General features: G+C 61.9%; 19 protein-coding genes and 1 tRNA gene. 7 read left to right on the plus strand and 13 right to left on the minus strand.

Features of this window, described 5'->3' with window-relative positions; translation table 11 throughout:
* Positions 1 to 64: 64 nt before the first annotated feature.
* Entirely contained in the window at positions 65 to 1,759 is a 1,695-nt protein-coding gene (locus ACOQFS_RS14015) for an IS1634 family transposase (protein WP_421563438.1), read from the minus strand.
* A gap of 341 nt (positions 1,760 to 2,100) precedes the next feature.
* Between ACOQFS_RS14015 and ACOQFS_RS14020 the strand changes: the two genes are divergently transcribed.
* Entirely contained in the window at positions 2,101 to 2,316 is a 216-nt protein-coding gene (locus ACOQFS_RS14020) for a hypothetical protein (RefSeq protein ID WP_421563439.1), read from the plus strand.
* Between the two features lie 380 nt (positions 2,317 to 2,696).
* Here the strand turns inward: ACOQFS_RS14020 and ACOQFS_RS14025 are convergent, their stop codons facing one another.
* From ACOQFS_RS14025 to ACOQFS_RS14040, 4 genes are read right to left on the minus strand one after another with little or no spacing between them, the layout of a single operon-like run.
* Positions 2,697 to 3,836, minus strand: coding sequence for a hypothetical protein (locus ACOQFS_RS14025; RefSeq protein WP_421563440.1), 1,140 nt, complete (start codon positions 3,834 to 3,836; stop codon positions 2,697 to 2,699).
* Between the two features lies 1 nt (position 3,837).
* On the minus strand, positions 3,838 to 4,590 hold the full coding sequence (locus ACOQFS_RS14030; protein WP_421563441.1) for an SDR family NAD(P)-dependent oxidoreductase: 753 nt from the start codon (positions 4,588 to 4,590) through the stop codon (positions 3,838 to 3,840).
* Positions 4,591 to 5,892, minus strand: a complete 1,302-nt coding sequence (locus tag ACOQFS_RS14035) for an FAD-binding protein (RefSeq protein ID WP_421563442.1) — start codon at positions 5,890 to 5,892, stop codon at positions 4,591 to 4,593.
* Positions 5,889 to 6,299, minus strand: a complete 411-nt coding sequence (locus tag ACOQFS_RS14040) for a GtrA family protein (RefSeq protein ID WP_421563443.1) — start codon at positions 6,297 to 6,299, stop codon at positions 5,889 to 5,891. The genes ACOQFS_RS14035 and ACOQFS_RS14040 overlap by 4 nt, the downstream gene beginning before the upstream one ends.
* Before the next feature lie 28 nt (positions 6,300 to 6,327).
* Between ACOQFS_RS14040 and ACOQFS_RS14045 the strand changes: the two genes are divergently transcribed.
* Positions 6,328 to 7,215, plus strand: a complete 888-nt coding sequence (locus ACOQFS_RS14045) for a decaprenyl-phosphate phosphoribosyltransferase (RefSeq protein WP_421563505.1) — start codon at positions 6,328 to 6,330, stop codon at positions 7,213 to 7,215.
* A 2-nt stretch (positions 7,216 to 7,217) separates the two neighbouring features.
* Entirely contained in the window at positions 7,218 to 7,637 is a 420-nt protein-coding gene (locus tag ACOQFS_RS14050; RefSeq protein ID WP_421563444.1) for a divergent PAP2 family protein, read from the plus strand.
* Between the two features lie 168 nt (positions 7,638 to 7,805).
* Here ACOQFS_RS14050 and ACOQFS_RS14055 read toward each other — a convergent pair.
* Positions 7,806 to 7,890: transfer RNA gene (locus ACOQFS_RS14055), tRNA-Leu, on the minus strand.
* Positions 7,891 to 7,930: 40 nt separating this feature from the next.
* Here ACOQFS_RS14055 and cysM point away from each other — a divergent pair.
* From cysM to ACOQFS_RS14070, 3 genes are all read left to right on the plus strand, one after another.
* Complete coding sequence (gene cysM / locus ACOQFS_RS14060; protein ID WP_421563445.1) at positions 7,931 to 8,833, plus strand: cysteine synthase CysM; 903 nt, start codon at positions 7,931 to 7,933, stop codon at positions 8,831 to 8,833.
* A 95-nt stretch (positions 8,834 to 8,928) separates the two neighbouring features.
* Positions 8,929 to 9,501 carry an NUDIX hydrolase gene (locus tag ACOQFS_RS14065; RefSeq protein WP_421563446.1) on the plus strand — a complete coding sequence of 191 codons (573 nt, stop codon included), beginning with the start codon at positions 8,929 to 8,931 and terminating at the stop codon, positions 9,499 to 9,501.
* Positions 9,502 to 9,510: 9 nt separating this feature from the next.
* On the plus strand, positions 9,511 to 9,738 hold the full coding sequence (locus ACOQFS_RS14070) for a sulfurtransferase TusA family protein (protein ID WP_421563447.1): 228 nt from the start codon (positions 9,511 to 9,513) through the stop codon (positions 9,736 to 9,738).
* Between the two features lie 31 nt (positions 9,739 to 9,769).
* Here the strand turns inward: ACOQFS_RS14070 and galU are convergent, their stop codons facing one another.
* Positions 9,770 to 10,657, minus strand: coding sequence for a UTP--glucose-1-phosphate uridylyltransferase GalU (gene galU / locus ACOQFS_RS14075; RefSeq protein WP_421563448.1), 888 nt, complete (start codon positions 10,655 to 10,657; stop codon positions 9,770 to 9,772).
* A 183-nt stretch (positions 10,658 to 10,840) separates the two neighbouring features.
* Positions 10,841 to 13,738, minus strand: coding sequence for a valine--tRNA ligase (locus ACOQFS_RS14080; RefSeq protein WP_421563449.1), 2,898 nt, complete (start codon positions 13,736 to 13,738; stop codon positions 10,841 to 10,843).
* Positions 13,739 to 14,107: 369 nt separating this feature from the next.
* Between ACOQFS_RS14080 and ACOQFS_RS14085 the strand changes: the two genes are divergently transcribed.
* On the plus strand, positions 14,108 to 15,988 hold the full coding sequence (locus ACOQFS_RS14085; RefSeq protein ID WP_421563450.1) for a M48 family metallopeptidase: 1,881 nt from the start codon (positions 14,108 to 14,110) through the stop codon (positions 15,986 to 15,988).
* Positions 15,989 to 16,065: 77 nt separating this feature from the next.
* Here the strand turns inward: ACOQFS_RS14085 and ACOQFS_RS14090 are convergent, their stop codons facing one another.
* The 5 genes from ACOQFS_RS14090 to ACOQFS_RS14110 form a co-directional block, all read right to left on the minus strand.
* Positions 16,066 to 16,686 carry a VOC family protein gene (locus ACOQFS_RS14090; RefSeq protein ID WP_421563451.1) on the minus strand — a complete coding sequence of 207 codons (621 nt, stop codon included), beginning with the start codon at positions 16,684 to 16,686 and terminating at the stop codon, positions 16,066 to 16,068.
* A gap of 144 nt (positions 16,687 to 16,830) precedes the next feature.
* Positions 16,831 to 17,409, minus strand: a complete 579-nt coding sequence (locus ACOQFS_RS14095; RefSeq protein WP_421563452.1) for a YceI family protein — start codon at positions 17,407 to 17,409, stop codon at positions 16,831 to 16,833.
* A 106-nt stretch (positions 17,410 to 17,515) separates the two neighbouring features.
* Positions 17,516 to 18,091 (minus strand): YceI family protein, encoded by a 576-nt coding sequence (locus tag ACOQFS_RS14100; RefSeq protein WP_421563453.1) that lies wholly within the window; start codon positions 18,089 to 18,091, stop codon positions 17,516 to 17,518.
* 128 nt (positions 18,092 to 18,219) lie between these two features.
* A complete protein-coding gene (locus ACOQFS_RS14105) occupies positions 18,220 to 18,807 on the minus strand; it encodes a cytochrome b (protein ID WP_421563454.1) in 588 nt (195 codons plus the stop codon).
* A 300-nt stretch (positions 18,808 to 19,107) separates the two neighbouring features.
* Entirely contained in the window at positions 19,108 to 20,385 is a 1,278-nt protein-coding gene (locus tag ACOQFS_RS14110) for a heme biosynthesis HemY N-terminal domain-containing protein (RefSeq protein ID WP_421563455.1), read from the minus strand.
* Positions 20,386 to 20,395: the final 10 nt, after the last annotated feature.

Raw genomic sequence — 20,395 nt, forward strand, 5'->3', positions numbered from 1 at the left:
CCCGAGTTCGACACCAAATCGTCTAAGTGGTTGATCTGTATAGGGTGAGCCCTTCGGCCTGCCACTACAAAAGGGACATTTGAGCGTCGTGGGTGGGTTTCTTGATGTTGAGTGCGGCCAGGACGGCGGCCTGGGCAGGAGTGATGGTGGAGAGGCCCTGGACGGGCGGCGCGTCGTCGATGCTGACGCTGTGGCGCTGGATGCGGCGCAGGTCTGACAGTGCGGCTTCAGGGGAGAGCGGGCTGCCGGCAAGCTTCAGTCGTGAGCGCATGACGCGGTACAGGATCAGCGCTGTGAAGCAGATGCTCGCGTGCGCCTTGATGCGCTCGGGCAGGCGATGGAACACCGGTGCGATCTCGATCTCGGACTTCAGCACGCGGAAGCCTCGCTCGATGTCGGCCAGACTTTTGTAGCGCTGCAGCACCTCGCGCGGCGTCAGGTCTTTGACGTTGGTGACCAGCAGCAACTTGCCGTCCATCGCCTGCGCGCGGGCCAGTGCGGCTTCGTCGATCTCGTAGGTGAACAGCTCGGACTTCAGGTCGACCTTGATGATGCGCGCCAAGTGCGCTTCGCTGACCTCGTGGAAGAAGCGCGCCTTGGCGCCAGAGTCGGAGAGCTTGCGTCCGCGCTGCACCTTGCCCTCGTCCTGCGCATCCAACTTGCCGGCCAGCTGCGCCGCACGCTGCACCAACGTGTCGATGCGGGCTCGACGTTGCGCGGTCTGCTCTGCCCCTTGCACGGGATCGTGGGCCACCACCAGGCGACGGCCTTGCCACGCCAGTTCTTGCACGTCCTGCTCGCTTGCTCCCGCAGTCTGCGCGCTCAATGGGGCCAGCAGATCGACGAACTCACCGTAGCGCCGCCCGGGGACGGCCAGGATGAATTCCAGCGCCTGCTGGCGCCCTGCCAGCATGAGCTTGCTCAGCGCTTCAAGGTTGTCCAACGAGAGCAGCCCCCGGTCTGCCACCACGACCAGGCGCTTGATATGCGGGTATCGCGCCAGCACCTTCTTGAGTGTGGGCTCCAACGTGGGGGCCTCAGCCGTGTTGCCGTCGAACACCTCGTGATAGATCGGCATGCCGTCGGCCGTCTGCACCACGCCTAGCATGAACTGGCGGGCGATCACGCCCTCCTTGGACATGCCGAAATGGCGCACGTCGTCGTCTTGTTGGCTCAGGCCCGCCGCGCGAATCGTGGTGAGGTCGTAGAACACCACCGACAGCTCGTCATCGATGAGCGGTCGCAGCAAGCCGGCGATGCAATCGTCCACCGCCGCCTGGTGGTCCATCAACGCGTCCATGCTGCGCAGCAACTGCTGATGCGTCAGCGCCGCCGGATCGACCCCCGGCATGCTCACCGTCTGCAACCAGCGCAGCACGCCCAGCTTGGAATCCGGGTCGCACAGCCGGTTGAAGACCATCGCCCGCAGCGCCTGCTCGACCGGCGTGGTGAAGCGGGCGCGCCGGAACACGGCGGAGAGGCGGTCAAAGCCCAGTTCGTGCCACAGCTCGTGAAGCGCCCACACGTCGCCCAGCGCCAGCGCCGACTCGAAGCGCAGCTGTGGCGCGGTGTTCGCTACCGTGGGACGGCCCTTGGAGCGCAGCAGCCCGTTGAGCAGCGCGTCGACCTGGCCACCGCTCTCGTCGACGCGGCCCAAGGTGGCGACGGTGCGCTGACGGGGCTTGCCGTGCTCATCGCGAAACGACTCCACCAACTGGGCGTAGGTGTGGCCGCCGGCGCGGGTGAGCTTGATGAACATTCGGGGAGTGTAGCGACGGTGCCAATTATTGCCAACACCCTTGACAACAGACTTTGCCACTACAGAAATTCTTCCGCGACGCCTCTAAGACATTGATTCACAATGGCGCGGCCTACGCAAATCGCCCGAAATGCCGATTTGGTGTCGAACTCGGGGGACAACGCCGGGCTTCGGCGGCGAAGAAGGTGCCACACCGGTGCGAAGCCGCGCAGCGCGCAGACCCCGAGAGCCCGCCGCGCGCGGGCTTTCTTTTTTCTTTGCTTTCTGTTTTGTTGCGCGGCCTCCTACACGCCCGGCCCGCGCCACACCGCCCAATCAAGGCATTCACCCGAGGAGTGCCCATGCCCACCGATCCCAACGAACATCCCGCCCACAAGGTGCCCGAGCAGTTTCCCCTGCCCCCGGGCGACCTGCCCCCGGGCGACCTGCCCCCGAGCACGGACAAGCCCACGCTGCCCCCACAGCCCAGCCTGCCCCCGGCATCGCAGGGCGGGCCCTATGCAGGCGAGAAAGAGGACGAGGCGGGCGACCCGGTGGGCAAGTCGCCCCGGATGTAAGCGGCGGCCACGCCGCACGGGCGGCGATGGCGCTTGGGCTGTTCGTGATGGGGCCGTGCCAAGATCCTGTTCAGGAACCCGCATGAACGGTGGGATTGCCGCGATTTCTCGCAACGTGTACCGAAAATAGCATCTATCGCTAGCTGCGTGAGACCTCGCCATGAGGCGTGATAGAGGCGCGAACGCGCAACATTACCGAGCCAAGTAAGCACTTCGACGACGTCTGGGTGAAATTTGGGTACGACCCGGAAAGGGGTGCATCCTCAAAGCGGGCATTTTTCGAGTCCTCCAGCTGTATTTCAGTATCCTGTTAGGCAGCGAAGTATGAAAAATGAGGATTCCGACTTATTTTTCCGGGGTGTAATGTTTTTGCGCTTTAGTTACATTTTTTTGATGTAACCAATCAATCCTCCGCCAACTTCACTTCCCATGCAGCAATGCGGAATTGACCATGTTGTTAGATAAATCATGCCCAGGATATAAAATATTCTTTTTTTGGGTAATTTTGTTTGAATATTTTCGGAAAGCGCCGTGCAGAAAATTAAGAAAACCAAGATGTATACCCATCGCCCATAATCAACTGCGACGAAAAAGAGTGGGGAAATTGTGATGGTGCTAACAATCAGTAGCAGAAACGTTTCTTTCCTGATCCATGTAGTGAATAACAATGGTGCAATCGCCAGGATAAATAAAATTGGTGTCCAGAGTGATTTTTGGGATATCAAACTTTTTACTGTGTTGGTGGCTGTTTTTGTATCTTCTTTTAGCCAATTTATGGCGCCATCACAGATTGATGGAGAAATGCTATTTTTGATCAAAGACAGGCAAATTAAATCTGCTGATTTCGCAGTTCCTTTGTTCAAAGATGCGAACAAAAGCACCGCTGCGCTGAGGAAAATTAGCGCGAGGCTGAATATGGTGGCGGTTCTCTGTGAAATGAGGCCTTCTTTTGCGCTGTTATAAATGATATAAGCAAAAAATGGCCAAGTGAGGGCATTTAATTCGTGGGAGAAGGCTGCAATTAAATAGGCAATGCTTATTAAGATGAGTTTTGGTGGGGTAACATTTTTTTTGCAGTAGAGGAGGCATAGAAAAGAATAAATGGCAAAAATCATTATTTCTTTTCTAAAGCTGCCTTGAGTATCATAGAATGAAAACAATAAAAACGCAGGCGAAAACAGAATCAGTAGCCAGAATGCACTGCGGTCCCGGATTTTGTAAATTGCAAACACAAGCAGGAAAGTTGCTAAGTAAAAAAAAGTTTGTATTGTGTATGCGATCCAAAGTGCAGGTATTTTTTCGGATGAAAGGGATAAAATCAACTCGCCGATCAAGCCTCTTCGAATGGGGCCTGCACTGTAATTTATCAGCCAATCGCCTGTTATCCAGCTGTTTCCCCCGTTATTTATTATCGCTGCGTATTGAAATATAGAATATGCAAAGAATATCCACACCCCATAAGGCAAATATTTTTCGAGCGACGTCCTGGTGCTCGGGGGAGTGATGGCTATTTCTTGCATGTCAAATGTCAAGCTTGCTAAAAATCATTATTGGTAGATGGCGAATTATCATCATAATGTACTGCCATTTTTTTGGAGTGTAAATGACCGGAGTGCCAGATTCCACTCCCTTAAAAATCTGCTTCGCCACGCTGTCAACCGACGCCAACTTGGCGCCCTTCTCCTTGAGATGAGTCGTCATCGGCGTGTCAGTAGGGCCAGGTTTGATGAGAACCACCTTGACCCCGCTACCCGCGAAGCGATGTTGTAAGCCTTGGGCGTAGCGTGTGACCAGTCCTTTTGCTGCTCCATATATATAGTTCGATTTGCGCCCGCGATCACCGGCGACTGAGCCTATCAGTGCAATGGTCCCGTGGTTCACTTTTTCCATCTCATTGGCAAATGCCTCGGCGAACAAGACGGGTGACAACCCGTTGAGTGCGAGTGCATCATGGCAAGCCTGAAGGTCGTGTTGGCATTCGGGCTGCTGAGGCAGTGATCCGTGCGCAATGAGGACGATATCTATGCGACCCAAGCTGACGATGTCCTTAACGGTTGCATTTATCGCCTGCGGGTTCAGAAATTCTGTTATGACAATCCGAGTCCCGGATTGCGGACCGCGCACCCTCAAGTCATTTGCAATCCGATCTAAGCGCTTGGTATCGCGGCCTACCAGAATCAACTCTGTCGGCTTTTGTGCCAGCCATAATCTGGCGCAATGCTCGGCGATTGCCGAGGTGGCGCCAACAATGACGATTCTCTTGTTGCTGTTCATTCAGCTTCCCATTAAGCGGCGTGAGAGAGAAGAGCTGATTCCCGGGTCTCGGTACTTCATGAATTCAGCGAGGCGGGGATAGCCTGCTTCAAACAGCTCTCTGGGCATACGTGCATCTTTGGCCAAATAGATACGGCCGTTGGCCTCGCGCACTATGGCGTCAAGACGATCAAAAAGTTTGTGGGTGCGTTGCCCATGGTTTGGGAAGTCCAGCGCTAGCGTAACCCCCGGCTGTGGGAAGCTCAGCATCCCCGTCGACCGGCGGTTGCCAAAAGTTTTTAGGACAGCTAGAAACGAGCCACTTCCCGATCGAGCGATCTCTTTGAGCATGGCCTGCACCGCTGCTGGCCCAACTTCTCGCGGAACCACACACTGGTATTGGAAGAACCCCTTCGGGCCGTACATCTTGTTCCAATCAAGCAGATTGTCCAGCGGGTAGAAATAAGATTCGTAGTGCGTAATGGCCCGTCCAGCCTGCCACTTTTTGAAGTAGTAATAGGCCATGTTGACCGGACGCAGCGACAGCTGGTTGATCAAAGAAACGGGTGGCACCACTGGCATGGTCAACTTCCGTCTCTGAGGTGCAGGGCGATCTCCGGCGGCAGTGGGATTGCCTCGCGTAAATAGGCCGCGCCCACCGTCGTCTGCAATGCAGTCGATCCAGGACACCGTGTGCTCCCACTCAACCTCGGAGTCATCCGCGAGCCGGAAGAACTCGCCCAGGTTGCTATAGTGCACAGTCTCGGTATCTAGCCATGGACCGGAAATACGGCGTAGCTGGATCTCGGCTTGTGTGATCACCCCGGTCAGGCCCAATCCGCCGACAGTGGCGGCAAACCAATCTGGCTGCTCATGAGGGCCACAAATTATGACTTCACCATTGGTGCGAATGAGCGTTAGGCTGTGTACGTGATCGCCAAAAGAACCCGCTACGTGATGGTTCTTGCCGTGCACATCATTGGCAATAGCCCCTCCTACGGTCACCAACTGGGTGCCCGGGGTCACGGGCAGAATCCATCCTCTCGGAACGGTAAGTCGCTGAATGTCTCGCAGTAGTACGCCGGCTTCACACACCAGACGACCGGTGCTGTCGTCAAAAGCGATGAAATGGTCGAGGCCGGTTGTGAGCCAGAGAGTTGCTTCCGGATTTAGGCAGACGTCGCCATAGCTGCGCCCCATGCCGTAAGCCACGCCCAGTTGGTTGCCATGGCAAACGAGCGACTTAACTCTGACCGGGTCAGTGAGACCGACGACGCGATGAGGATGGGCGCTCAAACGTCCCCAGGAAGATACTGGCTTCATACAGCTTCCATGCGAAAGACGTAGCGCTTATCGAGGTGGTACTTGGATAAATAACCGATCACTAGACCGACAACGCCGCCGATGTAGCGCATTTCCTTGGTTTCGAAGACGTGGTGGAAGCCAAACTCAAAAGCCCAGAAAATTATGGTTGTGGCCAAGCCCATAGCCGCATAGAGAACGAACGTTTGTGTGTCGTGGTTCAAGCTGCGGGGCCGGAATCGGAAGATATAGCGCTTGTCAAGGATGTACTTCACCACCAGCCCGGTGCCTGTTCCGACCACGACCGAGGTCAAAATGTTGGCCGTGCCGCTGTATGTGCGGATGACAAGATCCTGTGCACCAATGTTTGCTGCTGTTGCAATCAGTGCGAAAATTGCATAAGTAACTGCCAGCTTAGATGAGGTCATTATTCATTTAAATCGACGGGATTCAAAAATAATGCATGGTACCGCGATGGTCTGCTCGCCCTGGGATCGTCTGCTGGGCCTCGTCAAGCTGATGCGGCCAAAGCAGTGGATCAAGAACGGCTTTGTTCTGGCGCCACTTGTATTTTCCAAGGCGTTTTTAGATGTTGAAGCTGTCGGTCACGCCCTTTTGGCGGTACTGCTGTTCTGTGTGGCTTCATCGGCGACATACATCGTCAACGACATGCACGACATCGAGCGTGACCGTCGGCACCCCAAAAAGTCCAAGGCTCGTCCCCTTGCAGCCGGGATTGTGACGGTTCGCGCTGCGCTGGTCTTGTTGGTGGCACTTTACGCAGTGCTTGTGTGGGGCTGGTTTGTTGCCCCAAAGGTGGTGATGGTTATCGCGGCCTATTTGGTGCTAAACCTGGCGTACACCTTCGTGCTGAAGCACCAGCCTGTAGTCGACATCTTTACCATCGCTATAGGTTTTGTTCTGCGGGTCTATTCAGGGGCAATGGCCCTTGACGTGCCCGTGTCGTCATGGATGTTCATTACGACCCTGTGCTTGGCGCTGTACTTGGCCGCTGTGAAGCGCCGTCAAGAGCTCAGCCAAAGCGGAACAGAGGGCCGCAAGGTCTTAGAGAAATACTCCGTTTCGCTGGTGGATCGCTACGCTGAGATGTCAGCAACCGGAGCATTGTTTTTCTACAGCATGTTTGTGATGTCTGCGAAGCCTGAGTTGGTCATAACGGTTCCAATGGTCTTGTTTGGACTATTTCGCTACTGGTTCGTGGTGGAAGCACTCGATGGCGGCGAGTCGCCAACCGATGTTCTGCTGGCTGATTGGCAGCTTATGGTCACTGTGCTGCTGTGGGTGGCTGTGTGTGGCTGGGCGCTTTTACCGGTGCAGGAGTGATCATGGATTTGTCTTACGCTCTTACCCCATTCCTGGCATGGTTTGTCGCCGGAGTCTCAAAGTTCGTCATCAATAGCATCAAGACGAAGCAGCTAGCGTTCAGCCTCATCGGCTACGGTGGGCTGCCCAGCAACCACAGTTCTATCGTTAGCAGTATGGCTGCGCTTGTCGCGCTTAAGGAGGGAGTCGAACACCCTGCTTTCGGCGTCGCAACTTCGTTGGCGTTTATTGTGGTTCTCGATGCCAGTAGCCTGCGTCGGCAGGTGGGCAAGCATGCGGCAGCCATCAACAAACTGGCGGCCGGGGCGCCTGGTCAGGAGACCTTGCGTGAACGTATGGGTCACACCAGATTGGAAATTGCCGCTGGCATCCTCGTAGGTATTGCCGTTGCCGCATCGGTGAACTTGATGTCGACTGTATAGGGGGCTGCGGGTGGGCAGTGCTTAGGCCACGGCCGACCGACACGCTGAGCACGTCGTGATGCTCCTGGAAGCGTAGCCGCCTGGAAGCGTAGCCGCTAACGCCGCGCTAAGTTGATTTTTTACACCAACCGCGCGCCTCTTGACTCAAAAACCATAGCATAAAACCTATGGTGCCCGGGGCCGGAATCGAACCGGCACGCCTTGCGGCGGGGGATTTTGAGTCCCCTGCGTCTACCAATTTCACCACCCGGGCTGGAATTCGTGAAGCCGCAAATTATGGCACAGTAGGGCGCATGAAATATCCGACCATAGAAGACGCGGTGGGCCACACGCCGCTGGTGGCGCTGCAGCGCATCGGGGCGCAGGACAACGCAGCGCGGGGCAATGTGGTGCTGGGCAAGCTGGAGGGCAACAACCCGGCCGGGTCGGTCAAAGACCGGCCGGCGCTGTCGATGATCCGCCGCGCCGAGGAGCGCGGTGACATCCGCCCTGGCGACACGCTGATCGAGGCCACGTCGGGCAACACAGGCATTGCGCTGGCCATGGCGGCGGCCATCAAGGGCTATCGCATGGTGCTGGTGATGCCCGAGGACCTCTCCATCGAACGTGCGCAGACCATGAAGGCCTTTGGGGCCGAGCTGGTGCTCACGCCCAAGAGCGGTGGCATGGAGCATGCGCGCGACCTGGCCGAGGCCATGCAAAAGCGCGGCGAAGGCAAGGTGCTGGACCAGTTCGCCAATGCGGACAATCCGCGCGTTCACTACGAAACCACGGGCCCCGAGATCTGGGAGCAGACGGGCGGGCGCATCACACACTTCGTGAGCGCCATGGGCACCACGGGCACCATCACGGGCGTGTCGCGGTTCCTCAAAGAGAAAAACCCTGCCATCCAGATCATCGGCGCGCAGCCGGAGGAGGGCTCGCGCATTCCGGGCATCCGCAAGTGGCCGCAAGAGTATTTGCCCAAGATCTATGACGCGAGCACGGTGGACGAACTCGTGTACGTGAGCCAGGACGATGCCGAGGAAATGTGCCGCCGCCTGGCGCGCGAGGAAGGCATCTTTGCGGGCATTTCGGCGGCCGGAGCCTGCTGGGTGGCGCAGCAGATCGCCGCGCGCGAGAGCAATGCCACCATCGTGTTCGTGGTGTGCGACCGGGGCGACAGGTATCTGTCGACCGGCGTGTTTCCCGCGTGAGTTGGCCCGCGCGGGCTGGCGTCAAAACTTCAAGCAAAATGGGCCCCCAGCGCTTTATGGATAAGCGCTGGCAGCTATCAAATTCATAGTTTGCCATGCACTACGACGTTCGCTTTTGCACGCACTGCGGCACCGGCCTGCAGCCCATCACGCTGGCCGAGGATGGCGGCGACAAGGAGCGGCTTCGCTGCCCCGCCTGCGGCTGGACGCACTGGAACAACCCCACGCCCGTGCTGGCTGCGATCGTGGAAGTGGATGGCAAGGTGCTGTTGGCGCGCAACGCGGCCTGGCCCGCCAAGATGTTTGCGCTGATCACCGGCTTCATGGAGGCGGGCGAGTCGCCCCAGGAAGGCATTGCGCGCGAGGTGAAGGAAGAGACCAACCTCGACGTGCAGGCCGCCACCCTGGTGGGCGCCTACGAGTTCCTGCGCATGAACCAGATCATCATTGCCTACCACGTGGTGGCCACGGGGCAGGTAAAGCTGTCGCCCGAGCTGGTGGACTACCGCTTTTACGAGCTGAACGAGCTCAAGTGCTGGCCCGCCGGCACGGGGTATGCCTTGGCCGACTGGCTGCGAACCCGGGGGCATGAGCCTGTGTTCTTCACGGCAGAGGAAAATGCGGAGCGGCGCCGGGGGCTGGACCAGCCCGAGCCGCCCAAGCACTGATGGATCACCATGGACATTCACAAAGAAATCGACACCCGGGGCCTGAACTGCCCCCTGCCCATCCTCAAGGCCAAGAAGGCGCTGTCCGACATGGCCAGCGGCCAGCTGCTCAAGGTGGTGGCCACCGACAGCGGCTCGCTGCGCGACTTCCAGGCGTTTGCCAAGCAGACGGGCAACGAGCTGGTGGAGCAGCAGACGGTGGATGAGGAATTCATCCACATCCTGCGCCGCCGATAACGCGCTGGGCGCCGCGCCGTGGGATGCGGGTTTACAGGCTCAGGCCCTTGAGGTAGTCACGGAAGTAGTCACCCACCTGTGCATGCTGCAGCGCCAGTTCCACGGTCGCCTCCAAAAATCCTTCCTTGCTGCCGCAGTCATAGCGCTTGCCTTCGTACTGGAAGGCATACACCGTTTCATGGCTCATCAGGCGGGCGATGGCGTCGGTCAGCTGGATCTCGCCGCCTACGCCCCGGGGCTGGTTGCGGATCTCGGCAAAGATGCGCGGTGTGAGCACATAGCGGCCGGCCACGCCCATGCGGGAGGGGGCTTTTTCGGGCGCGGGCTTTTCCACGATTTCATCCACGCGCATCAGTGCGCCCCCGGCGGCCTCGCCCTTGACGATGCCGTAGCGCCGGGTGTGATCTTGCGGCACTTCCTGCACGGCCAGCAGTGACCGGCCCTGCTTGGAGAACGCGGCCGTCATCTGTGCCATCACGCCGGGGCCGCCGTTCTTGCCCACCATCAGGTCGTCGGCCAGCAGAACGGCAAAGGGCTCGTTGCCCACCAGCGGCTCGGCGCACAGCACCGCATGGCCCAAGCCCAGGCTGCGCGGCTGGCGCACGAACAGGCAGTTCATGTCGTCGGGCGCAATGCTGCGCACCAGCGACAGCATTTCCTGCTTGCCTGCGTTTTCCAGCTCGCTCTCCAGCTCGTAAGCGGTGTCGAAGTGGTCTTCAATGGCGCGCTTGCTGCGCCCGGTGACGAACACCATGTCGCGGATGCCGGCCTCGTAAGCTTCTTCCACGGCGTACTGGATCAGCGGCTTGTCCACCACGGGCAGCATTTCCTTCGGGCTCGCCTTGGTGGCGGGCAGAAAACGGGTGCCCAGGCCGGCAACGGGAAACACGGCTTTGCGGACGGTGGTGGCAGTGGTCATGGGGCTCCTTCCAGGCAGGCAAGCAGGGTGCTGGCGCCGCTGTGGGCCTCCGCCGGGCAAGCCGGCGCAAGCGCAACAACGACCGATCAACAACACCCGTGCAAAAAACAGTCTGCGAACGCAGACGGGAGATGGCGATGAGGCCCTGGCAGCAGGGCCACACCCGACAGTATGGCCCGGGTCTCAGCCCAGCCGTGTCAGCTGATCGCGCAATCTGGCGAGGGTGGCAGTGAAATCGGCCACGCGCTTCCTCTCCTGCTCCAGCACCGCCGCGGGCGCCTTGGCCACAAAGGCCTCGTTGGAGAGTTTGCCATTCGCCTTTGCAACCTCGCCCTCGATGCGAGAGACTTCCTTGCGCAGGCGCGCCTTTTCGGCGACCACATCAATTTCCATGAACAGGCACATGCGCGCATCGCCCACCACGGCCACGGGCGCGGCCTGGGCGGCGGCGGCCCAGGCCGCCTCGTCGTCAAACATCTTGACTTCGCTCAGCTTGGCCAGCGCCTGCAGCACCGGTGCCACGCCGCGCATGAAGTCGGCATCGCCCACCACGTACAGCGGCAGGCGGGTGGAGGGCGACACGTTCATCTCGCCGCGCAGCGCGCGGCAGGTGTCCACCAGGCCCTTCACGCGGCCCATGTGGGCAATCGCGGCCTCGTCGATCTTTGCGGGCTGCGCCTCTGGGTAGCGCGCAATGCTGACTGAATCGCCAGGGATGCCGGCGACGGGTGCCACCACCTGCCACAGGGCTTCGGTGATGAACGGGATGATGGGGTGGGCCAGGCGCAGGATGGCTTCGAGCGTGCGGATCAGGGTGCGGCGCGTGGCGCGCTGCTCGGCCTCGGTGCCGTTCTGGATCTGCACCTTGGCGATCTCCAGGTACCAGTCGCAGTACTCGTTCCAGACAAAGTCGTAGATCGTGTTGGCCACGTTGTCCAGGCGGTATTCCTCAAAGCCCTTGGCCACCTCGGCTTCGGTCTTTTGCAGCAGCGAAGTGATCCAGCGGTCGGCCTGGCTGAACTGCATGTAGCCGTGGGCGCTGCCGCCGGGCTGGCATTCTTCCTTGGTGTGCTCCTTCAGGCCGCAGTCCTGGCCCTCGCAGTTCATCAGCACAAAGCGGCTGGCGTTCCAGAGCTTGTTGCAGAAGTTGCGGTAGCCCTCGCAGCGCTTGCTGTCGAAGTTGATGCTGCGCCCCAGCGATGCCAGCGCGGCAAAGGTGAAGCGCAGCGCATCCGCGCCATAGGCCGGAATGCCCTCGGGGAATTCCTTTTGCGTGTTCTTGCGCACGGTGGGCGCGGTCTCGGGCTTGCGCAGGCCGGTGGTGCGCTTGCCGAGCAGGGGCTCCAGCGCGATGCCATCGATCAGGTCCACCGGGTCAAGCACGTTGCCCTCGGACTTGGACATCTTCTTGCCCTGCGCGTCGCGCACCAAGCCGTGGATGTACACATGCTTGAACGGCACGCGGCCCGTGAAGTGCGTCGTCATCATGATCATCCGGGCAACCCAGAAGAAGATGATGTCGTAGCCCGTCACCAGCACGGTGCTGGGCAGGTACAGGTTGAAGTCGTCCGTTTCGTCCGTGCCCTGGTTGGGCCAGCCCATGGTGCTGAAGGGCACGAGGGCGGACGAGTACCAGGTGTCCAGCACGTCCTCATCGCGGCGCAGCGTCTTGCCCGGTGCCTTGTCCTGCGCCTCGGCTTCTGTGCGGGCCACGATCACGTTGCCGTCTTCGTCGTACCACGCCGGGATCTGGTGGCCCCACCACAGCTGGCGGCTGATGCACCAGTCCTGGATGTTGTTCATCCACTGGTTGTAGGTGTTCACCCAGTTCTCGGGCACAAAGGTCACTTCGCCGCTGGCCACGGCGTCGATGGCCTTTTGCGCGATGCTCTTGCCCGTGGGGTCCTGGTCGGACACCTTGCTCATGGCCACAAACCACTGGTCGGTCAGCATGGGCTCGACCACCTGGCCGGTGCGGGTGCAGATGGGCACCATGAGCTTGTGCTTCTTCACCTCGACCAGTGCGCCGATGGCTTCGAGGTCGGCCACCACAGCCTTGCGGGCCACGAAGCGGTCCATGCCTTGGTACTTGGCGGGGGCGTTTTCGTTGATGGTGGCCTGCAGCGTCAGCACCACGATCATCGGCAGCTTGTGGCGCTGTCCCACGGCATAGTCGTTCTGGTCGTGCGCGGGGGTGACCTTGACCACGCCCGTGCCGAATTCCTTGTCCACGTACTCGTCGGCGATCACCGGGATCTGGCGGTCGCACAGCGGCAGGTTGACCATCTTGCCGATCAGGTGTGTGTAGCGCGCGTCTTCGGGGTGCACCATCAGCGCCACGTCGCCCAGCATGGTTTCAGGCCGCGTAGTGGCCACCGTCAGGCTGCCCGATCCATCGGCCAGCGGGTAGGCGATGTGCCACAGCGAGCCGTCTTTTTCTTCGTTCTCGACTTCCAGGTCGGACACGGCGGACTGCAGCTTCGGGTCCCAGTTCACCAGGCGCTTGCCGCGGTAGATCAGGCCCTGCTCGTACAGCTTCACAAAGGTGTCGGTCACCACGGCGCTCAGCTTGTCGTCCATGGTGAAGTATTCGCGGCTCCAGTCCACGCTATCGCCCATGCGGCGCATTTGCGTGGTGATGGTGTTGCCGGACTTTTCCTTCCACTCCCACACCTTGCTCACAAAGTTCTTGCGCGCCTCGGGCGGGGTAGGGCCCATGTCGTAGCGGCTGATGCCCTGCTCCTGCAGCTGGCGTTCCACCACGATCTGGGTGGCGATGCCCGCGTGGTCGGTGCCGGGCACCCACACCGTGTTGAAGCCGCGCATGCGGTGGTAGCGGGTCAGGCTGTCCATGATCGTCTGGTTGAACGCATGGCCCATGTGCAGCGTGCCCGTCACATTGGGTGGCGGCAGCTGGATGGAGAACGCGGGTTCACCCGCCTGTGGAACGCCCGTGCCCCGGTGGCCCGCGGTGCCGTAGCCGCGCTTTTCCCATTCGGGGCCCCAGTGGGCTTCCAGCGCGGCGGGTTCAAACGACTTGGACAGGCTTTCGAGGCCGGGTTGTGGTTGGGGCGTGCTCATGGGGTGTGGCGGTGAGGAGGAGGCGGCCCGCACGGGCGCCTCCGCAGACAAGAGGGTGAACCGCGCATTTTACGGGGAGCGCCAAGGCGCTTCGCGGGCGCCCAGGCAGCGGGTGCCGCTATCGATTTGTTACCTTGATGCGGCGCGTTCTGCCGCGTGCGTCCCCATAATCGCCGCGCATGGAGCGGGAGGGTGGGCGCACAACGCGCACCGGGCTCCACGCGTGCCTTCCGGATCGACAACTCACAACACAAACGGTCGGCGCAACACACCACTCAAGCAGCCCAAGGGATGGGCTAGTCCAGGGCCGCGCCCCGTGCCCGGCTGGACGGTGGTGGCGTTGCCCGAGCCAATCCACACGTCCGAACCATGACAATTCAATCTGCTCTGAAGGTGGGCCTGGCCAAGGTCTTTGCTTATGCGCTGCTCGCGCTGTTTTTCATACCCGCCATCACCTACGTCTTTGCCGGCCACGTGCAGCGCGACCAGGACGCCCGCTTTGTGGCCGGCATCAGCCAGCGCATCGACGCCGACCGGGCCCTGCCTGCCGCTGAAAAGCAGGCCCGCAAGGACTACTACCGCGCCCACCCTCCGTCCACCATCTGCACCAGCACCGACCCCGAAGCGCAGGACTACCGCGCCGCGTTGTGCGAGCGCTATGGCGACGTGTGGCAGTTCCACCTGGCGCGCCAGGCCTCGCTGTGGACGCTGGTGGCCGGCGGGGCGCTGCTGGTGGCCGTGCTGGGCCTTGGGGCGCTGGCCTTTGTGGACCGCAAGCTGCAGTACGCGAGCTTTGTGGCGGGCTGGCGCCTCACCACCTGGGCCAGCGCGGCGGCGCTGGTGGTGCAGGGCGCCATGGCCGTGTGGCTGTCGTTCTGGGTCACGGCGTTCTTCTTTCACAAATATTCGCCCAAGCTCATCATCATCGTGGGGCTGGCCGTGGCAGTGGGCGTGTTCGTGGCCGTGGCCGGCATCTTCAAGCGGGTGCAGGCGGGCAGCCATGCGGTGGGCGAGCTGGTGTCGGAAGAAGATGCCCCCATGCTCTGGAAGCGCATCCGCCACATGGCCCGGCGCCTCAACACCGAGCCGCCCCAGCACATCGTGGCAGGCATCGACGCCAACTTCTTCGTCACCGAAGCGCCCCTCACCGTGGGCACGCAGACCCTCACGGGGCGCACGCTGTTCGTCAGCCTGCCGCTGCTGCGCATCCTTGACCAGAGCGAGGCCGACGCCGTGTTTGGCCATGAGCTGGCCCACCTGCGCGGTGGCGACACCCAGAGCAGCGCCCGCCTGGGCCCCAAGCTCGTGCAGTTCGACCACTACCGCCATGCCATCCGCACCGGCGGCTTGTCGGCCGTGGTGTCGCCCCTGCTCGACCTGTACCGCACCATCTTCGAAATCGCCCTGGCCCGCGACAGCCGCGAGCGCGAGTTCAAGGCCGACCGCGTCGCCGCCAAGCTGGTCACGCCCGGCGCCATCGCGCAGTCGCTCGTCAAGATTGCGGCCTATGCGCAATACCGCTTCAAGATCGAGGACGAGCTGTTTGGCCGCAACGAGCGGCACGGCCAAGAGACGCTGGGCATCGCGGGCTTTGTGGCCCAGGGCCTGGCACCGTATGCGTCGTCCAGCGACTTTGTGGACGCCATGAAAACCGCCAACGTGCCGCACCCGTTCGACTCGCACCCCGCGATGCCCGAACGCCTGCGCAACGTGGGCATGCCGCTGAAAGAGCACGACTACGGCGCCATCGCGGTGCGCAAGCCCGCCAGCACCTGGGTGCAGGAGATCCTCACCGCCGACGCCATCGAACAACGCCTGTGGAGCGACTACGAACAGCAGTTCGCGCAAGACCACGAGCGCAGCCTGGCCTACCGCTACGAGCCCGCCAACGATGAAGAGCGTGCCCTGGTGCTGCAGTACTTCCCGCCCGTGGTGTTCGCGCTCAAGGGCGCCGACACGGTGGAGGTCAGCATTGACGGCATCCGCACCTTGGCCGACGGCGTGACCGTGGGCTGGGACGCGGTGAAGGCGCTCGAATTCAAGGAAAGCAGCTTCGGCAACGCGCTCATCGTCTCGCACCCCGAGAAGAACGCCATCGGTCTGGGCGCCAAGACCAGCAAGATCAAGCTGCCCGGGTTGAAAAAGGAAAAGGATTATTTCAACGCCGTGGTGGGCGACTACTGGCAGCGCCACCAGATCATGCGGGCGCAGCAGCAAGTGCCGCAGGCGCCGCAGGTGCCGATAGAGTGAATGCTATATTTTTGATAGCTGTCAGCGCTTGATGGTAAAGCGCTGAGAGCCATTTTTGTTCGAAGTCAGAGGATTGCTCAGTCCTTGGCAAACTCCGGCCGGTCGTTCTGCTGCGGCTTGAGCGGCGCTGCCTCCTTGCCTTCTGCGCGCTCCTTGCGCCATTGCTCCTTGCGGGCGGTCCATTCCTTCAGGCGCGCGTGGGCCACGGTGCTGTCTTTTTCCATCTGCTCTTCGTTGGCCAGCTGGGCCGACAGCTCCAGCCGAATGCCGTTGGGGTCGAAGAAGTAGATGCTCTTGAAGATGTGGTGGTCCGTCACGCCCAGCACCTCGATGCCATGTGCCTGCAGGCGCTGCTTGGTGTTCTCCAGCTCTTCGATGGTGTTCACGCGGAAGGCGATGTGGTTGACCCACAGCGGCGTGTTGGGCGAGGGCTCGGCCTTGATGTCGTCGCCCAGGTCAAAAAAGGCGATGAACGAGCCATCCTGCAGTCGGAAGAAAAAGTGCGTGTAGGGGCAGTATTCGCCGGTGCTGGGCACATAGTCGCTCTGGATGATGTGGTAGAGCGGCAGGCCCAGGATGTCTTCGTAGAAATGGCGCGTTTCCTCGGCGTCGCGCGCCTTGTAGGCGTAGTGGTGCAGCTGCTGGATCTTGGCGGGCGCGGGCAGCGAGGCCAGGTCGGGCGTCAGGATGGCGTTCATGCAGTGTCTCCTTGGGTGATCGCCTGATTCTACTATTCGTAATTCATTTACGTTAAGTTAATTTCGATCTTGCCAGTGCGCCATCGCAAAAAAGCCACCCGGGCGGATGCGCGGGTGGCTGGCATGGGGCGGGCGGCGGAGTGCTTATTGCTTCACAGCTTCGATCTGCACCACCAGGCGCACGTTCTTGGGAAAGCCCCATTCCACGCCGTAGTTCATGCCCCACTGCGTGCGGTCGATCGTGGTTTCAAAGTCGCCGCCGCACACCTCCCGCTTGAGCATGGGGCTGTCGTAGCAGTTGAACTGCGTGGCCTTGAGCGTGACGGGCGCGGTCTTGCCCAGCAGGGTGAGTTGGCCGCTCACTTCGCTGACCTTGTCGCCGTTGAAGCTGAACTTGTCGGACACGAACTTGATCGTGGGGTGCTTGGCGGCGTCGAACAGGTCGGCGCTTTGCAGGTGCTTGTCGAAGGCGGGCGTGCCGCTGTTGATCGAGGTGGCGTCGATGGCGATGTCCACCTTGCCGGTCTTGGCGGCGCGGTCAAACTCCACCGTGCCCTGCTTCTTGTCGAAGCGGCCGCGGTTGGTGGTGGCGCCAAAGTGGCTGATCTCGAACGTCACGAACGTGTGCGTGGGGTCGATGGCGTAGTTGGCGGCCTGGGCGGCGCCCGCGGTCATGGCTGTGGCAGCGGCCACAGCGAGCAGGGAGAACAAAGACTTACGCATGGAAAAGACTCCTTGAAAAGAGAAACTACGAAACGAACCAGGGGAAGTGGGGGCGAAAGAGGCGGTACTGCGGTCAAAGGGCATTCGAAGGCCGTCCAGAGGACGTTCAAAGCTTGCCGATGCCCGTCAGCGCCAGCTTGAATTTCACGGTCACGTCGTCGGCCACCATGGAGGTGTCGGCCCACTCGTTCTCGCCGATCTTGAACGCCAGGCGCTTGATGGGCAGGGTGCCGGTGGCGGTGGTGGTGGCGCCGCTCTGGGCCAGCGCCACGGGCACGGTCACGTTCTGCGCATTGCCCTTGATGGTGAGCTTGCCGGCCACTTCAAATTTGCCGCCGCCCAGTGCCTTGATGCTGGTCGACTCGAACTGCGCCTGCGGAAATTTGGCGACGTTGAACCAGGTGGGCTTGGGCAGCTCGGCGTCGGTCTCGCGCGAGCCCAGCGTGGCGCTGCCGGTGTCCACGGTGAGCGCCATCTTGCTGGTCGCGAGCTTGGCCGGGTCAAACGCCACCTGGGCGCTGAACGTCTTGAAGTGCCCCTCCAGCGGCACGCCCATCTGGCGCGCGGTGAACTGCACCTCGCTCTGGGCGGGCACCAGCGCCTGCTGGGCCAGGGCGGCCTGGGCCCCGATGGCGAGGGCGGCGCCCAGCAAGCTGCGCGAGAAGGCAAAAGACAAGCTCATTCAGAAACCCCGATCAAAAAAGGAAGAAGAAAGGCGCGGCAAGGCGTGTGAAAGCGCGTGAAGGCGTTGGAAAGCGCGGGAAAGTGGGGACGGCTCGGCGTGCAGATATTCGAAAGCGGCGCTAGGGCTCATCCCCACATGCGCTGCAGCAGGCCATCCCGGTCGATCAGCTGGTGCTTGAGCGCCGCCGCCACATGCAGCACCACCAGCCCCGCCATGGCAAACGCGGTGTACTGGTGCCAGGGCTTGATGGCCTCGGCCAGCTCCTTGCTCACCGGCACGAAATCGGGCAACGGCCACACGCCCAGGAACACGATGGGAAACCCGGCGGCCGAGCTGTAGGCCCAGCCGATCAGGGGCACGGCGAAGAACAGCACGTAGAGAAGACCATGCGTGCCGTGGTGCGCCAGCTTTTGCCAGCCGGGCATGGCCTGGGCCATGGCGGCGGGCAAGGCGGGCGGGCGGTGCGTGAGCCGCCAGAGCAGGCGCAATGCAGACAGCGCCAGCAGCGTGACGCCCGCCCACTTGTGCCAGTTGTAGAGCTTGAGGCGCTGCGGCGAAAACGGCAGCCCCGTCATGTACAGGCCCACGCCAAACAGACCGATGAGGGCCAGGCCCAGCACCCAGTGCATGGCCATGGCGGTGCGCGTGTAGCGGCCGGGCGCGGTCGGTGTCTTGGGGGGCGCTGGGCGCGCGGGGGGGGCAGAGGCGGTCATCAAGGTCGGCGCAAGAGGGGCGGGCGGTGCCCGGGTGTTGCGCAGTGTAGGAACGGCGGTGGCAGCCGGCCTTCAGCAGGATTGATGCCTTAATTCAAAAAAACTGAACCGATATGGGGCTAACGATTAAAGTTCCCCAACGGTGGAAATTTTTCTGCAGACCCTTGTGCACGTGTTCAGTGCCCGAGGGGAACGCATGGATGGTGGACGGGCGAGCCCGGCGCTGCGCGCGCTTGGCCGCCGGTGAGGCCCGGCAATGATGGAGGGGAATGCGGGAACGAAGGGGCTGTGCCCGGCGCCTCAGCGGCCGAGCGCCGCCTTCTTCCAGGCTTCTGCCGCCACGGCGGTGTCGCCGCGCTGCTCGGCCAGTTCGGCCAGGTGCCGCCATGCGCTGGCGCGCAACGCGGCGTCGGCCAGCTGGTGCGCGGCCTGGGTCAGCAGTTGCTGCGCCTTGCCCCACAGCTGGCGCTTGAGGCAGGCCATGCCCGCCAGGTACTGCAGGCGCGCATCGCGCGGGTTGGCCTGCTGGGCGGACTCGATGCGGGCCAGCCACGCTGCATCCACGGCGTCGAGGCCCGCCTCCAGTGCGCGCACCAGGCGCAGCGCGTGGTGCTCGGCCAGGGCATCGGGCAGGTCCACCATGCGCTCCCACACCGGCAGCAGCCAGGTGCGTACCTGCGCCGCCTCGCCACCCAGCGCGGCCAGGCGCTGCGCGGCATGGATGGCCAGTTCTGGCATGTTGCGCTCGGCGGGCTCCAGCGACAGCCAGATCTGCTGCAGTTGGGCGGTGTCGTGGGCGCTGTTGATCAGCTCGGTGGCCAGCCCGCGCACGATGCTTTGCGCGGCGGCCGCCGAAAACGCGCGGTGCTTGCCCAGCAGGCGCGCGGTGTCCAGCGCCTCCTGCGTCTGCCGCGCCAGCCGCGTGGCCTTGAGCTTTATGCGAAGAGCCAGCGTGCGGCGGGCCGCGCCCTGGGGCAGGGCGGCCAGTCGGTCGAGTGCGGCGGTGGCGTCGCGGTCGTCCAGCGACCAGCGCGCGGCCCGCATCTGCGCGCCTTCGCGCATCTCCTGCTCATTCACCGTGCCACGCGCCGGCGCCTCCTGCAGCGCGTCGTTCAGGTGGCTTTCGCGCGTGGCGCTGTCCTGCAGCGCATGCGACGCCTCGGCGGCAATCATGTGCGCGAGGGAGCGCAACTGGCGGCCGTGCGGCACGGCCTCGCCTGCGGCCGCCAGCGCGTGCTCCTGCGCCAGCGCCGCCACGGCGGCCTTGCGCGAGCGGATGAAGCGCCCGCCCAGCATGTGCGTGAGGGCGTCCAGCAGCGAAGCATGCATGGCGCGCTCTTTTTGCTGCACACGCCAGCGGCGGGCTTGGCGCGGCAGCTCCAGCAGCGCCGCCAACGCCCGCAGCGCGGCATACACGGTGACAAAGCCGCCCACCAGCAGCAGCACCACCATGTTCAGCGACAGGTCGATGCGGTAGGGCGGCCAGTACAGCGTGACCGTGCCCTGGTTGTTGCCCGCAAACAGCGCAGCCGCCACGGCCACGCCAAACAATGCCAAAAGCCAGAGAGCTGCGCGCATATCGCTTCAG

This window comes from Paracidovorax sp. MALMAid1276 (genome assembly GCF_049198005.1).
Taxonomy (GTDB): Bacteria; Pseudomonadota; Gammaproteobacteria; order Burkholderiales; family Burkholderiaceae_C; genus Acidovorax.